This window comes from Nitrosomonas sp., assembly GCA_031316255.1.
Lineage (GTDB): Bacteria > Pseudomonadota > Gammaproteobacteria > Burkholderiales > Nitrosomonadaceae > Nitrosomonas.
On record JALDQW010000001.1, the window covers coordinates 2330622 to 2344567 of the forward strand.

Genomic DNA, 13946 nt, shown 5'->3' on the forward strand with positions numbered 1-13946 from the left:
TAAAATTCTAATTGATGCATATTTCTGGTTGAAATGGTAATGATTGGAAGCCGATTGACGCGGTGACTTTTTCAGAATTTGAACTCATTTGCGAAATATGTTTACAGTTGTGATTTCGGTGCGGCATGTTGATCCATTGTGGGCGGGGGCGCAAAATTGTTCATCAGTTTTTTGAATTGTGGGTAGAAATCGCTGTATGTCATTAAAACCGGATTGATTCAATCAATGCATGCAACCCGTTATTTTTTTAGGTGTGTTGTTGTTATTCTCCTGTTGGGAGGACTGGTCGGCTGCGCCGCCAATCCGCCGCGCCAGCAGCATGACCTGTGCGCGGTATTCGAGCAGCAACCCAAGTGGTATGATTACGCCAGAGCATCGGAAAATAACTGGGGCGTGCCGGCGCATATCCTGATGGCCTTTGTGCGCCACGAATCCAGCTATCGGTACAATGCCAAGCCGCCGTTTGAATGGTTCCTGTTCATTCCGCTGGGGCGGCCTTCTTCGGCCAAAGGCTATGCCCAGATCCAGGATCCGGCCTGGCAGGATTACAAGCAATCGACCGGCGGGCTGTTCAAGAGCCGTTCAAACATGGCGGATGTGCTGGACTTTGTCGGCTGGTATAACCATAACAGCAATCAGCGGCTTGGCATTTCCAAGTGGGACCCGAAGAATCTGTATCTGGCCTATCATGAAGGCCACGGCGGTTACCGTCGCGGTACCTATCGCAAAAAAGAATGGTTGCTGAATGTGGCAGACCGCGTCGACCACACCGCGCGTGAATACGGCGCACAACTGCTCCGCTGCGACGTGCAATTCCGTTGCCGGCACTGGTATCAGTTCTGGCCGTTTTGCAGTTAGCATGGTGTACTCGATAATGCAATTTATCCGGACGATTAAAAGCAACATTTTGCTATCTTTTTTTACTTCAGGCATTACGAAGTTATGTGGAATAGGCGGTATGCTGCCTAAGATGAAATCCGAACTTCCAAATTATCAGGCGTTCTTTCGGAGAGAAAGAGTGTATTCAAAGCTCTCCTTAGAAATCACGGCTAAAGGCTTCCTTGAAAAGTTTTTAAAAAAATGGGATCAACTTGTCTTAGAGTTATCTCAGAAAACAAAAAACCCCGGATTAGCGGGGTTTTCAGGGGACCAAATTTTGACTATTTAGTCTTATTCAGGCCTGATATTTGATGCCTGTTTGCCTTTAGCTCCGGTCGTCACTTCGAAAACAACACGTTGTGACTCTCTCAGTGATTTGAACCCATTGCTTTGAATAGCAGAGAAGTGTGCAAACAAATCTTCGCCACCATCATCTGGTGTAATGAAACCAAAACCTTTTGAATCATTGAACCATTTTACAATACCTGTTGCCATGTATCTTTCCTTAACAAAAATTAAAATTTCGCCTGCATTTTAGAATACAGGCAGTCAGTGAATATCAAGGAAAAAGCTAGGTACTGCTCTATAACTAATATCCATACGACAACTGTAGTATACGCGTTATTTATAATAAAAACTCAACAATTTTACTTTGTGGAATTACTTTACAGTTGTGCAATTGGCTGGGAAATTTATATCTGACCGGATTCTTTACGATAAATTCTCATTATTAGCCCGGTAGATTGGGGCAGGCTTTCGGATTCGTGCCAATTCACCAAAGCGCCAACGGCGCTATAACACCCGTATACACCGTCAATAGAATAAGTACAACCCGTAGGCGATCTATCCGGCACCAAATAAAGTGCTGGCAATTGAATCGGCTGATTTTTGCGATAACATCCAGAATGTGCGCACAGACAATTGCCATGATTTGCCCATGACTCGGTCAGGTGCAATAACCGCAGGGCATTGCACCAGTCACCACATTATCTTAGTCTGTTATTGCCCCCTTGCTCGCAGTCGATACCAGTTTCGCATATTTAGACAGCACGCCGCGGGTATAGCGCGGTTCGGGTGGTTGCCATGCGGCGCGGCGTCTGGCGAGTTCTTCGTCGGAAACGTTGAGTTGCAGCAGGCGCTGTTCGGCGTCGATGGTGATCGAATCGCCTTCCTGCACCAGCGCAATGGCACCGCCGGCATACGCTTCCGGTGCGACATGGCCGACGACCATGCCGTAGGTGCCGCCCGAAAAACGGCCGTCGGTAATCAGGCCGACTGAATCGCCGAGTCCTTCGCCGATTAACGCTGAAGTCGGAGACAGCATTTCGCGCATGCCGGGGCCGCCTTTGGGGCCTTCGTAACGAATGACAACAACATCGCCGGGTTGGATTTTGTGATCCAGGATTGCGCGCATGCAGGTTTCTTCGGATTCGAAAACGCGCGCTGGGCCGGTGATTTTTGGATTTTTGATGCCGGAGATTTTGGCTACGGAACCTTCTGTCGACAGATTGCCTTTCAGGATCGCCAGATGGCCCTGCTTATACATTGGATTATTCCACGGGCGGATCACATCCTGATCGGCGCGTGGTGTCTCCGGGATATCCTTGAGCACTTCGGCAATGGTCTGACCGCTGATGGTGATGCAATCGCCATGTAACAGGCCGTTGACGAGCAGCATTTTCATGACTTGCGGAATGCCGCCGGCTTCGTGTAGATCGGCGGTGACATAGCGGCCGGAAGGTTTTAGATCGCAAATGACCGGAACGCGTGCGCGGATAGTTTCAAAATCGTCGATGGTCAGATCGACTTCTGCGGCATGCGCGATCGCCAGCAAATGTAGCACGGCATTGGTGGAGCCGCCGACCGCCATGATGACGGAAATGGCGTTTTCAAACGATTTGCGGGTGATGATGTTGCGCGGCAGGATTTGCTGTTTGATGGCATTGACCAGTACTTCGGCAGAGCGGGCCGAACTGGTCAGTTTCTCCGCATCTTCCGCCGACATGGTGGAAGAGTAGGGCAGGCTCATGCCCATGGCTTCGAAAGCGGAGGACATGGTGTTGGCAGTAAACATACCGCCGCAGGAGCCTGCGCCGGGGCAGGCATGTCGTTCAATTTCCGTCAGTTCTGCGTCATCGATTTTTTTTGCGCTGTGCTGGCCGACGGCTTCAAATACACTGACAATGGTCAGGTCTTGTCCTTTATATTTGCCCGGCTTGATGGTGCCGCCATACACGAAGATGGCGGGGACATTCATGCGCGCAATGGCAATCATCGCGCCCGGCATGTTTTTGTCGCAGCCGCCGATGGCGATGACGCCGTCCATGCTTTCGGCCTGTACACAGGTTTCGATGGAGTCGGCGATGACTTCCCTGGAAACCAGCGAATACTTCATGCCCTCTGTTCCCATGGAAATGCCGTCTGATACGGTAATGGTGCCAAACATTTGTGGCATTGCGCCGGCCTGAAGCAATGCCTGTTCCGCTTTGAGCGACAGATCGTTCAGGCCTTTGTTGCACGGCGTGATGGTTGAATAGCCATTGGCAACACCGACGATCGGTTTGTTGAAATCACCATCGGTAAAGCCGACAGCACGTAACATTGCGCGGCTTGGTGCATGCTGGGTACCCTGGGTGATGGCCTGGCTGCGTTTATTGTCTGGCATACTGACTCCTAACTGTTAAGTGTAATGAATAGTCATTCAATTATGATTGATGCAATTGCTATAATATGCGTATTTTACCGTAAATAAGGCGAGAACCCATGCTTGTTCATCCTCAGTTTGATCCGGTAGCCATATCACTGGGACCTGTGTCGATCCATTGGTATGGGTTGATGTATCTGATTGGTTTTTTGCTGTTCTTTCTGCTGGGGCGTTATCGTATCAAATACGGCCCCAAGACAGTTGTAACCAATGAGTTGCTCGATGACATTCTGTTTTATGGCATGCTCGGTGTGATCATCGGCGGGCGGCTGGGACATGTGCTGTTTTACCAGTTTGGTTATTATCTGGAACATCCGCTGCAGATTTTTGCAATCTGGGAAGGCGGTATGTCGTTTCATGGCGGTTTCCTGGGTGTTATCGTCGCCATGATTATCCTGGCACGGAAATATGGCGTGCACTGGCTCAACATCACCGATTTTGGCGTGCCTCTGGTGCCGCTGGGATTGGGCGCGGGGCGGATCGGGAATTTTATCAATGCGGAGCTCTGGGGACGGCCAACGGATGCGTCCTGGGGTATGATTTTCCCGTATGTGGACGAGTTGCCGCGCCACCCGTCACAGCTATACCAGTTTTTCCTGGAAGGGGTTGTGCTGTTCTTGTTAGTCTGGATCTATTCCGCCAAACCGCGTGCGATGGGTGCAGTAACGGGTATGTTCATGATCGGTTATGGTGTCGTGCGTTCGATCGCCGAATTCTTCCGCGAGCCGACTGACGGTTTTATGGGAGAACTGACGCTGGGTGTGACCATGGGGCAATGGCTGTCGATCCCCATGATTCTGGCAGGCATGGCTTTGGTGATATGGTCAGGGCGGCAACAGCAAATTGAAACAAAGCCATCCAGTTCTGCAAAACCCCGCAAAAAAAAGACTAAAGGGCACCTCTAAAAATTAAGAGTTTTAAACAAAACGAGGCGAGAACAAAAAATATTGACGCAGCATATGATTGATATGTAAGGAGATATTTTTTGTGAACAACAAAGTATTGTGACAAAATATGGATTTTTAGAGATGCCCTAAAAAGTAATTACAGTTTGTGTATAGAAGTAATTGATATCGCCGCGATGGTCTGCATTGGGTGCATTGTGAATGAATTTATCTGCGAAGAGGTGCGCATAACCCGCCTCGACAGACAGATTGCCGGGGAGTAAATGCCATTGTATTTGCGCGTCAAACTGAGAGCCGACGAAGCTGCCCGATTGACCGCTGGGGTCGCGCACGCCGGTAATGCCCCATGCATCCCGGTCTGAGGCCAGCCATAAAGCGCGATAATTCATTGCGGCTTCGACCCGGGCATGGGGTTTCAGGTTCAAACGCACACCGGGAGCGTGCATGTTGACCCGCGCAAGCGCGCCAAATATTCCGGTTGGTCCGAAATCAAACCGGCGTGCACCATACAACGTATCAAAACGTTCGTTTTTGCCGTCATCCGGGTTCTCGTCGCCGCTGGCAAAGTCATAGAGCAGGGCGATCCTTGGCGACCAGAAAGCCGGGAATGTGTAGCCGATTGTCAGGGTGTGAAAATGTGCAAAATGATCCAGTGATTTATCGCTGACAAGCGATGCGTGAGAATGACCTGTCTGAAAAACGGATTCGAATTCGTAATCAATGCGGGCGGGAGCCGGTGTGCGAAGCAACCGGAAACCCGGTGTATACAGCTGACGGTTCAGGGTTGGGCGCTCGGAAGAATCCTTTTCATGCAGGCCGAACATAAACAGTTCTACACGGCCAAGTGTTGCAAAGTCATGTGCCGCGAACAGTCCCCATAATTGAAGGTCAAGGCTTTCTTCGTCAAAAACGGCGCTGTTGCGGTGCAATTGCTCTGTTGAATCCGGAAGGCGATAGACCGGGAGCGTCCAGAATCCGCGCAGATGCATACCAGCTGGATTTTGTTCGCCATGCCAGTTGATGTCGATACCGGTGAAGTTATTAATGGTATTGCGAAATCCATTGCGCGCGACAAAACGCCTGCTGCCCACATCCAGTGTCATTCGTCCGGCCTGTGCAGTGAATTGGCCGCCCAGTGTATTCTGGCGGGTATATTCAAGATAGCCCCGTAGTAATTCTGCAGAATTGACAATCGTGGTGTTTAACAGTGTATCGGCATCCGAGGCTGTTCGCGAATCCTGCAGCTCGCCCCCGATTGTAAATCCTGCAGGCAACTGAATGCGCCCATTGACCAGCGTGCGGAATGCAATGACATCTGTCTGCCCGGACTCGTTTGCTCTGAATTCGTTATCCATGAATTCGTACCGGGTACGATGATTGATTTGAAGTGAGAAACCCTGTGGCATCAAGGTTTTGTTCAATGTCCATTGCGCGTGCACTAGAGTGCCTGTAAACAAGAAGGTTTTGCCCACAAGTATGACGCAAAGCAAACGTATTAAGCAGACATGCATTATCTGTATAAATCCGGTAATGTAGTATGCTCTAGCGCTTTTTTCAACTCTAGGAGATAAGCTGGACTGTAGTGAAGCTATGGCCTGTTTTATTTTTTGAGCTGCAAACCAAGCCGGTCCATACGATAACGCATGGAGCGTACCGTAATCCCAAGTATTTTTGCTGCAGCTGTTCTGTTGTAGCGGGTTTGTTCCAATGCCTTGATAATGGATTCTCTTTCAAGTCTGTCCAGATAATCCTGTAGTGGAAGTTTCTGGTCGGCTATGTCCGATGATGTGCCGCCGGGGTCTTTTTGGGTTTCTCTGGATTTGAGCTGTAATTCATTTTTGCCAATTTTTTCGTCTGGGCTCAATGCCAGGGTGCGCTCCAGAATGTTTTCCAGTTCGCGTACATTGCCGGGAAAATCATAATTCGTGAGTGCTGCCAGCGCTGCTTTGTCGAGGTGGCAGATGGGTCTGCCGGTTTCCTGACAGATTTTTGTCAGTATGTTTTCTGCGATGGATGGAATGTCTTCACGCATTTCACGTAAAGCAGGCATGTCCAGTTCAATGACATTCAACCGGTAATACAAATCCTGGCGAAATTGTCCGTCTTCAACGCATTCGTTCAGTTTCTTATGCGTGGCGCTGATAATACGTACGTCAATATTTTTTTCCTGCACGTCACCGAGTTTGCGAACCTGCTTTTCCTGGATGACTCTGAGCAGTTTCACCTGCATGGTGAGCGGCAAGTCTGCAACTTCGTCAAGAAACAGCGTGCCGCCGTTTGCGGCCAGGAAAAAACCGTCATGGTCTTTGTCTGCGCCTGTGAAAGCCCCTTTTTTGTAACCAAAGAATTCGCTTTCCATCAGGTTTTCGGGGATTGCGCCGCAATTGACCGGAACAAACGCCTGACCATGCCGTGCACTTCTTTCATGGATCATTCGTGCCGCAAGTTCCTTGCCGCTACCGGATTCGCCGCTAATGTAAACAGCGGCCTGACTGCGGGACAGCTTTTCAATCGTTGCCCGCAGTGTGCGCATGGGTTGCGATTCACCGAGCAGTGTGCGTCGCTTGTCCGTGTGTTTTGTCGGTGTTTCTTCAATATGTATAGGTGGCAGACTTAATGCCGATTTGACCAGGTCGCGCAGTTGTTTTAGCGATACCGGCTTGGTCAGATAATCAAAGGCGCCGGCTTTTAATGCTGCAACAGCATTTTCCGGCGTGCCATATGCCGTGATGACAGCTATCGGAAGACCTGCATGGTGTTGGGCAATATATTGAACCAGGTCCAGTCCGGTGCCATCCGGCAATCGCATGTCGGTCAGACACAACTGAAACGAACGTGATTGCAGTAACGCTCTGGCCTCATGTGTACTCATCGTGCTGGCTACATTCATGCCCATGCGCGCCAGTGTTAATTCGAGCAATTCGATAATATCCGGCTCGTCATCAACAATCAAAACATACGGCGCTGATTTGTGAGCGAGTGTTTCCTGAGAATGATTGTCTTTACTGGACATGATGACTGGCGTTCGCACAATTCATTCTGAAATGCCCGCCACCGGTACCGAAAATGTACTCGATCGAGGCGTGATTGGCTTCGCAGAGTTCGCGTGAAATATAAAGACCAAGGCCGGTGCCGTTGGCGTCTGTCGTAAAGAAAGGCTCAAACAGTTGTTTTAATTGATGATTGGGGACGCCGGCTCCGTCATCCTGGATATCAAAAAGGATTCTGTGCGTTGTGTTGCAGCGGGTCAATTTGACTACGATACTTCCCTGCTGTTGACGGCAATACCGCCAGGCATTACGGCATAAATTCCAGAGTATCTGGTGCAAATGGTTCTGGTCGAAATTGATCCGGAACTCGGTTGCACCATGAGCATAATCCAGTTGAAAAACTGATTTATCAATTTTCTCTGTCAAGCAAAAATCCTCTATAAAGGATTGAACAAAGTACCTGGCATCAAGGGATTCTGGTTTGACTGCATCACGTCGGTTCAATTGTAAAATATCTTGTACAATTTTATTTAGACGTTGAGCATTATCATGAATGATATGAAGCAAACGGTGATTACCGGTTGTTTTTGTAATTTGTTCATCTTCTTCCAGAAGTTCTGTTGCGTGACAGATGGAAGACAAAGGATTACGGATTTCATGGGCAATATTGGCTGTCAGCCGGCCTAGAGCAGCCAGTTTCATTTGTTGAATCTGTGATTGAATCCGGCTTGTGTCTTCCAGATAAATTATGGCGCTCGCGTGCGGATTGTTTTCAATGGGCACAAAGCGTGTTCTGACCAGTGTATTGTTTATCGACAAACGCAGGAGTTCTGATGATGTGTCGGCGTAGTTGCGCCAATTGAACAGTTTGGATGCCAGTTCCGGTGCATATTCATTGAGTTTGAGCGGTTTGAAATAATTCGGGTGTCTTTCAAGACCCAATAATTTCTCAGCATATGAATTACATTGATGAATATTCCCGTTTTTATCGACAACCAGTGTGCCTTCCTGCAATTCCTGAATGATCAGTTGATTGACTAGCGCCATGTTGGCAAGCTCGATGCCTCGCTCGTGGGCTAGTTTCTCGCTGGCGATTGTGCGGGAGGCCAATTGATGTGCGAGCCAGCTCACCGCGAAGAAACTTATGCTGAGTAATGCCGCATGCGTGAATTGAGCTGAATGGGGCTCGATATAAAGGAAGGCATAGATTTCTTGCAGCAGGACGCCGACTGTGGCCACTGATGCAAAAAATAACGCCATTCTTCCTTTGCTGATAAGACCGGCCCCGGCGAGCGAAACCATGAGTAGAATACCCAATCCACTTTCCAGCCCACCACTGACATAGATCATGATACAGATAAAAAAGACATCAGCGCAGACTTGCTGCATCAATTGCCAGTTGAAATTGGGTCTGCGCAATTTGATCAGCAACATGAACAGGCTGCTCAGTAGCAGATGCAGTGAAGCAGCATATAAGAATACCGTGTAATCGTGTGAGCCCAGGCTGGTATATTGAAATGACCAGGCCAGTGTGATCAATCCGCTGGTGATGATGATGCGCGAGATATTAAATAAAAACAGCGAGTGCCAAAACGAATCGGTATAAGTGGGTTCACAATTGTGCGATTCGTTTCGCGGCTTAAGTTGCGCGGGAGAGAAAGTATCTGTAATCACAGTGTTATGATGATGAATCAAGATGCTCCAGGCGATGTTCGTTGCTGCAGAAAAACTCCCCTTGACTCGTGATGCTCTCACTTCTGGGTAAGTGAACGCCACAGTAGGCGCATCGCACCATTTCTTCGAGTGATTTTTGTGCAGTGTCTTCCGCTTTGCTACTCTCTTCCAGGTTTTCTGCTTGTTCTGATGAACGTGATTTTAAAATCCAATAAATCAGGACGGCAATAATTAAGAAAAAAACGAGCTTACCCAAAATTATATTCCTCCTCAGTGACATAACAATCGACAAATGAAGCCAGTATTCTATCCAATGATTTTGTCAGGTGCGCGCTCCCGCGGTGATATGCAACAAGGCGCAGTACACGGGAAAGGGTTATTCCCTTTTCAAGTACTGCAACGCGGTTGCAGGATGCTACGGTAACGCCCTGTGGGCGAGCTTGTCAGCGCCCTTGGGCTGCGTTGCGCCTGTTGTCGATGAACGGTCATTTCCAGCAGCGCACGTCTTGCCGTGCACACTGATAAGCTCACTAAATCTAGTTATATCATATGGATAGTGTATTGGATAAAGCCGGGAACCATGTCATCAACAGGTTATTGACTTTATCTGCAGTTCCATTTTCAGATTGTACTTGTCATTTGAATACAGACAAGCATAATGGAAAAAAAGTTATTTTAACGCCGGATTAATCGGGTTTTTCCACTATTTTTTTCGATGCGTATTGCGGCGATTTCTGAATGGGTTCGTGTTGATTGATACCTGTCATTTTTTTGTGTAATGAGCTTCCATGGGTTGTGTCTCCAGTATGTGCCAATGCCTGTCAGCAAGTGTAAGAATCTCATGTGAATCGACAGGTTTGCTGAAGTAGTAGCCTTGCAGAGTATTGCATCCCAAATACTTCAGAACACTGGCTTGATTGAGCGTTTCAATACCTTCTGCAGTGACTGTAAAGCCCAGATTATTAGATAGGGAGATAATGGATCGGATGATAGCCAGACTGTTATTGTCATCCAGCATGTCGTCGACAAAGGTTTTGTCAACCTTGATATTATTTATGGGGAGGTGTTTTAAGTACTTCATGGATGAATAACCCGTGCCAAAGTCATCCAGCGAAATTTCAATATTGTGATCGCGCAGCGTCTTCAATGTATTTAAGGTTTCCTGGCTATGATCCATCAGCGCGCTTTCTGTGACTTCCAGAATAAGATTGTTGGGCGATAGACCTGTCTCACTCAAAGAGTCTAATACACTTTTTACTAAATCCGGATTTTTGAATTGCATCGGTGAAAGGTTGACAGAAACACGCAAACAAAGCCCGTTATTCTGCCATTGAATCGCAGTTGCACATGCAGTTCGCAATACCCATTCCCCAATTGGAATAATCAAGCCGTTTTCTTCGGCTAATGGAATAAAGTCAAGCGGTGAAATCCATCCCTGGGTCGGATGGCGCCATCGAATGAGTGCTTCAACTGACTGAAAACTACCGCTTTCAGTATCAAACTGCGGCTGGTAGACGAGCTGAAATTCGTTATTTAACAGTGCATTACGAAGGTCATTCTCCAGATTCAATCGTTTTTCAGCTTGATGAGTAAGTGTGCTGTTATAGAATTGGCAGTTATTCCTGCCTTCGTTCTTTGCATGATACATTGCAGTATCTGCATGTTTCAGTAAAGTCTCGGCGTCTTCTCCGTCATCGGGAAAGAGCGCGATTCCAATACTTGCTGTCAAGACTAAATCCCGGCTGTCCAGATGAAAAGGTTGCTGCATGATTTCTCGGATGCGATGCGCCATTAATAAGGCGTCTTCTGTGCGTTGCAGATTGGGAATGATAATCGTAAACTCGTCACTACCGATTCGCGCAAGCTCGGTTTCGTGTTTATTGGCATCGTTTTGTTGTCCATAGGCTAAAAAATCCGAAGAGCGCGTGCAATTTTGCAGCCGTTCTGCGGCTGATTGTAGTACTAAATCACCTGTTTGATGACCGATTGCGTCGTTAATGTGTTTGAATCCATCCAGGTCCATAAACAGGATTGCCAATTTGGTGTTCGCGTATCTGGCGCGCGGGACTTCTCGTTTTAGCCGTTCCAGGAAAGATAGGCGATTGGGTAATCCGGTTAATACATCAAAATAGGCAAGGCGAAAAATTTTACTTTCAGAGTCTATGCGATCGGTAATATTCCGAACTAGGCAAAGCGTTTCTTGAGCATCGATAGCAACGATACGGCATTCATAGTACTGGCTATTTTGTTGGTTTTGTTTGAGTTGATATTCAATGTGTTTGACCGAATTATCTTCGCGGGCCAGCCTTATTGTATCTTGGTATAGTTTGGCAATATTGTCAGGTAGAAATCCGGTTAACGAATTACCCGGATTAATTGTTAAAAAATGAGAAATGTTGGGTTGGCTTAATCTTTCAATGATGACCCCATCATTATTCAGAATAAACATCACATCGGGAATTGCATTAAAAATTGCCTTGCTGCGTGCATTGGCATGTTTTAGCTCAATTAGATTCAGGTAGGCGCGTTTTAAATATAATATTCGGTAACGAATCAGATTCCAGTTGATCGGTTTGGATATAAAATCTGTTGCGCCAACATCGAATGCCTGATTGATCGATTGTACATCGTCCATACCTGTAACCATGATGATCGGCAGTGCGTTGCCGATTTTTTGGCGTAAATAAGCACATACTTCATAACCGTTTTTATGTGGCATCTCCACATCAAGCATGACCATATCGGGAGATGATGTTTCAAATTTGCGAATGGCGTCTTCGCCGTCACATGCCAGTGTAACGACGAAACCGGCTTGTTCCAGTGCCGCCTGCATCAAGTATCCGACTGTTAAATCATCATCAGCGATTAAAATTTTAAACGTGTCAGCGGTCATGCTTTGTTCAGTAGCTTTTTGATTTCAGTGGCGGCTTGTTGATACTGCTGTTGCAAATTATCCAGGAGCGGTCTGGCTTGATTCAGTTCGCACGATCTTCCACATAACTCCATTTTTTTAGCGATTACCGAGAGGCTTTCCGCGCCGACATTGGCCGAGCTGGATTTTAAGGAATGTGCGGCATGACACAAATCTTCGGCATTCTGGTTGATTACAGCATCTTCAATTTGCTTTATGAGATCAATGGAAGTATCTAGAAATATTTGCAGAATTTTTTTGACCAGCTTGTCCCCGTTTGCTGGATCAAGATTGCGAATCGCGCTGATTTGTGCATGATTAAGGACGGGCGTGGATTCCGATGGGGCTCCTGAATGTGTGGCGTCCATTGTCAGTATTTCCTTTTGCGAGGTAGCGATGGTTTGTTTCTACTGCGCATCAAGATCGTGTAATGTACCGGAAGAAAATGATCCGTTCCGGTATTTTCCACTGAATTGAATTCTTTTATTCCAAAAGGAAGGCAAGTGACACCTGGCGGCCGTATGTAGTGAAACAATTTTGGGTGAAAATAGACTGTCACAGTTTTTCAATACAGTATTTGCAAGTTTATTGAATTATATCGGAAATTTAGAGCGCGTAAAGTAAAAAACCTGTGCGCGTCTCTAACGAATTTCAAACAACAGACAATAATAAAATGAATACTTGAAAAAGAATTTTTTTGTGAAGTCACCGGCAGGCGATTAAGCCAAGAGTTAAATCTGCCAGGCGTTAAATCTGAACTTCTCTGATAATTGTGTCACTATCTAACATGCATGCCTGATAACTTGGATTAGTGATTTCGTGTCACAGCGAAGCTGGCCAACTGCATCAGACATTCCTTGTATTCGGATTCTGCTAAACAGGTAATGGCAGCAATGGCTGTTTCAATTTCAGCCTGGGCGCAATTTCTGGCGTAATCGAGCGCGGCAGTTTGCTGGATGATATCGAGTACGGGCTGGAATCCGTTTGTGCCGCCTTCCTCGATGGCTTGGCGGATCAAGTTCGCTTGTTCTGTGGTGCCAGCCTGCATGGCATAAATCAATGGTAAGGTCGGTTTGCCTTCCGCCAGATCATCGCCAAGATTCTTGCCGGTATCCTGGTTGTCTCCTGAATAATCCAGTACATCATCGATAAGCTGAAATGCAGTACCGAGGTGCATGCCATAGACAGCCATGGCTTCTTCTTGCTCAGGTGTTGCACTGCCAAGTAATGCGCCTAGACGGCTGGCGGCTTCGAACAGTTTTGCGGTTTTGAAACGGATGACTTGCAAATAATTTTCTTCATTGACATTCGGATCGCGACAGTTAAGCAGTTGCAGTACCTCGCCTTCGGCAATGGTATTGGTGGCATCGGCCAGTACCTGCATGACGCGCATATTGTCGACTTCAACCATCATCTGGAAAGCCCGCGAATAAAGAAAATCTCCCACAAGTACACTGGCGGCATTGCCAAACAGGGCATTGGCGGTTTCTTTATTGCGGCGCATTTCGGATTCATCTACGACATCGTCATGCAATAATGTTGCAGTATGAATAAATTCGACAACGGCAGCCAGATTGTAATGAAATTTTCCGGTATAGCCAAAAGAACCCGCGGATAGAATGACTAACGCGGGACGCAAGCGCTTGCCGCCACTGTTAATGATATATTCGCTGACCTGACGGATGAGCGCGACATGCGAATGCAGTTTTTGCCGGATGACTTCATCCACAGTACCCATGTCCTGGGCAATAAAGCTCCTGATATGTTCTATTGACACGTTGTTACCTTGAAGAAAACGCTATGTTAGGAATGACATACTTTCGTGTCAAGTATTAACGAAGAAATCCTTGCAATTTTGCTCCACAAAAGATGTTTGCTTATGT

At 47.3% G+C, this 13946-nt stretch carries 12 protein-coding genes; 3 read left to right on the forward strand and 9 right to left on the reverse strand.

Annotation, left to right across the window (positions count from 1 at the left end):
* Nucleotides 1-225 precede the first annotated feature (225 nt).
* Nucleotides 226-858 (forward strand): hypothetical protein, encoded by a 633-nt coding sequence (locus MRK00_10230; GenBank protein MDR4517745.1) that lies wholly within the window; start codon nucleotides 226-228, stop codon nucleotides 856-858.
* Between the two features lie 16 nt (nucleotides 859-874).
* Complete coding sequence (locus MRK00_10235; GenBank protein ID MDR4517746.1) at nucleotides 875-1168, forward strand: hypothetical protein; 294 nt, start codon at nucleotides 875-877, stop codon at nucleotides 1166-1168.
* A gap of 2 nt (nucleotides 1169-1170) precedes the next feature.
* Here the strand turns inward: MRK00_10235 and MRK00_10240 are convergent, their stop codons facing one another.
* Together MRK00_10240 and ilvD are read right to left on the reverse strand one after the other, a co-directional pair.
* The gene (locus tag MRK00_10240; GenBank protein MDR4517747.1) at nucleotides 1171-1374 is read right to left on the reverse strand and encodes a cold-shock protein; all 204 of its coding nucleotides are present in this window, start codon (nucleotides 1372-1374) and stop codon (nucleotides 1171-1173) included.
* Between the two features lie 496 nt (nucleotides 1375-1870).
* Nucleotides 1871-3544: a dihydroxy-acid dehydratase gene (ilvD, locus tag MRK00_10245; protein ID MDR4517748.1), complete on the reverse strand. Its 1674-nt coding sequence runs from the start codon at nucleotides 3542-3544 to the stop codon at nucleotides 1871-1873.
* Between the two features lie 98 nt (nucleotides 3545-3642).
* On the opposite strand from ilvD, the gene lgt reads away from it, so the two are divergent.
* Nucleotides 3643-4488, forward strand: a complete 846-nt coding sequence (gene lgt, locus MRK00_10250; GenBank protein MDR4517749.1) for a prolipoprotein diacylglyceryl transferase — start codon at nucleotides 3643-3645, stop codon at nucleotides 4486-4488.
* Nucleotides 4489-4616: 128 nt separating this feature from the next.
* Here lgt and MRK00_10255 read toward each other — a convergent pair whose 3' ends face one another.
* The 7 genes from MRK00_10255 to ispB all read right to left on the reverse strand — a co-directional run bounded on the left by MRK00_10255 (nucleotide 4617) and on the right by ispB (nucleotide 13840).
* Entirely contained in the window at nucleotides 4617-5843 is a 1227-nt protein-coding gene (locus MRK00_10255; GenBank protein MDR4517750.1) for an alginate export family protein, read from the reverse strand.
* A 245-nt stretch (nucleotides 5844-6088) separates the two neighbouring features.
* Complete coding sequence (locus MRK00_10260; GenBank protein MDR4517751.1) at nucleotides 6089-7501, reverse strand: sigma-54 dependent transcriptional regulator; 1413 nt, start codon at nucleotides 7499-7501, stop codon at nucleotides 6089-6091.
* Complete coding sequence (locus MRK00_10265) at nucleotides 7491-9152, reverse strand: ATP-binding protein (protein MDR4517752.1); 1662 nt, start codon at nucleotides 9150-9152, stop codon at nucleotides 7491-7493. Before MRK00_10265 ends, MRK00_10260 begins: the two co-directional genes overlap by 11 nt.
* A gap of 4 nt (nucleotides 9153-9156) precedes the next feature.
* Nucleotides 9157-9408, reverse strand: coding sequence for a preprotein translocase subunit YajC (locus MRK00_10270; protein ID MDR4517753.1), 252 nt, complete (start codon nucleotides 9406-9408; stop codon nucleotides 9157-9159).
* 507 nt (nucleotides 9409-9915) lie between these two features.
* Nucleotides 9916-12045, reverse strand: coding sequence for an EAL domain-containing protein (locus MRK00_10275; protein ID MDR4517754.1), 2130 nt, complete (start codon nucleotides 12043-12045; stop codon nucleotides 9916-9918).
* Entirely contained in the window at nucleotides 12042-12431 is a 390-nt protein-coding gene (locus MRK00_10280; protein ID MDR4517755.1) for an Hpt domain-containing protein, read from the reverse strand. Before MRK00_10280 ends, MRK00_10275 begins: the two co-directional genes overlap by 4 nt.
* 440 nt (nucleotides 12432-12871) lie before the next feature.
* Complete coding sequence (gene ispB, locus MRK00_10285; protein ID MDR4517756.1) at nucleotides 12872-13840, reverse strand: octaprenyl diphosphate synthase; 969 nt, start codon at nucleotides 13838-13840, stop codon at nucleotides 12872-12874.
* Nucleotides 13841-13946: the final 106 nt, after the last annotated feature.

Bases quoted from the DNA above. Each gene is read 5' to 3' on its own strand.
- MRK00_10240 (MDR4517747.1), bottom strand. From the start codon at position 1,374: ATGGCAACAGGTATTGTAAAATGGTTCAATGATTCAAAAGGTTTTGGT.
- MRK00_10255 (MDR4517750.1), bottom strand. From the start codon at position 5,843: ATGGATAACGAATTCAGAGCAAACGAGTCCGGGCAGACAGATGTCATT.
- MRK00_10275 (MDR4517754.1), bottom strand. From the start codon at position 12,045: ATGACCGCTGACACGTTTAAAATTTTAATCGCTGATGATGATTTAACA.
- MRK00_10260 (MDR4517751.1), bottom strand. From the start codon at position 7,501: ATGTCCAGTAAAGACAATCATTCTCAGGAAACACTCGCTCACAAATCA.
- ilvD (MDR4517748.1), bottom strand. From the start codon at position 3,544: ATGCCAGACAATAAACGCAGCCAGGCCATCACCCAGGGTACCCAGCAT.
- MRK00_10280 (MDR4517755.1), bottom strand. From the start codon at position 12,431: ATGGACGCCACACATTCAGGAGCCCCATCGGAATCCACGCCCGTCCTT.
- MRK00_10230 (MDR4517745.1), top strand. From the start codon at position 226: ATGCATGCAACCCGTTATTTTTTTAGGTGTGTTGTTGTTATTCTCCTG.
- lgt (MDR4517749.1), top strand. From the start codon at position 3,643: ATGCTTGTTCATCCTCAGTTTGATCCGGTAGCCATATCACTGGGACCT.
- MRK00_10235 (MDR4517746.1), top strand. From the start codon at position 875: ATGCAATTTATCCGGACGATTAAAAGCAACATTTTGCTATCTTTTTTT.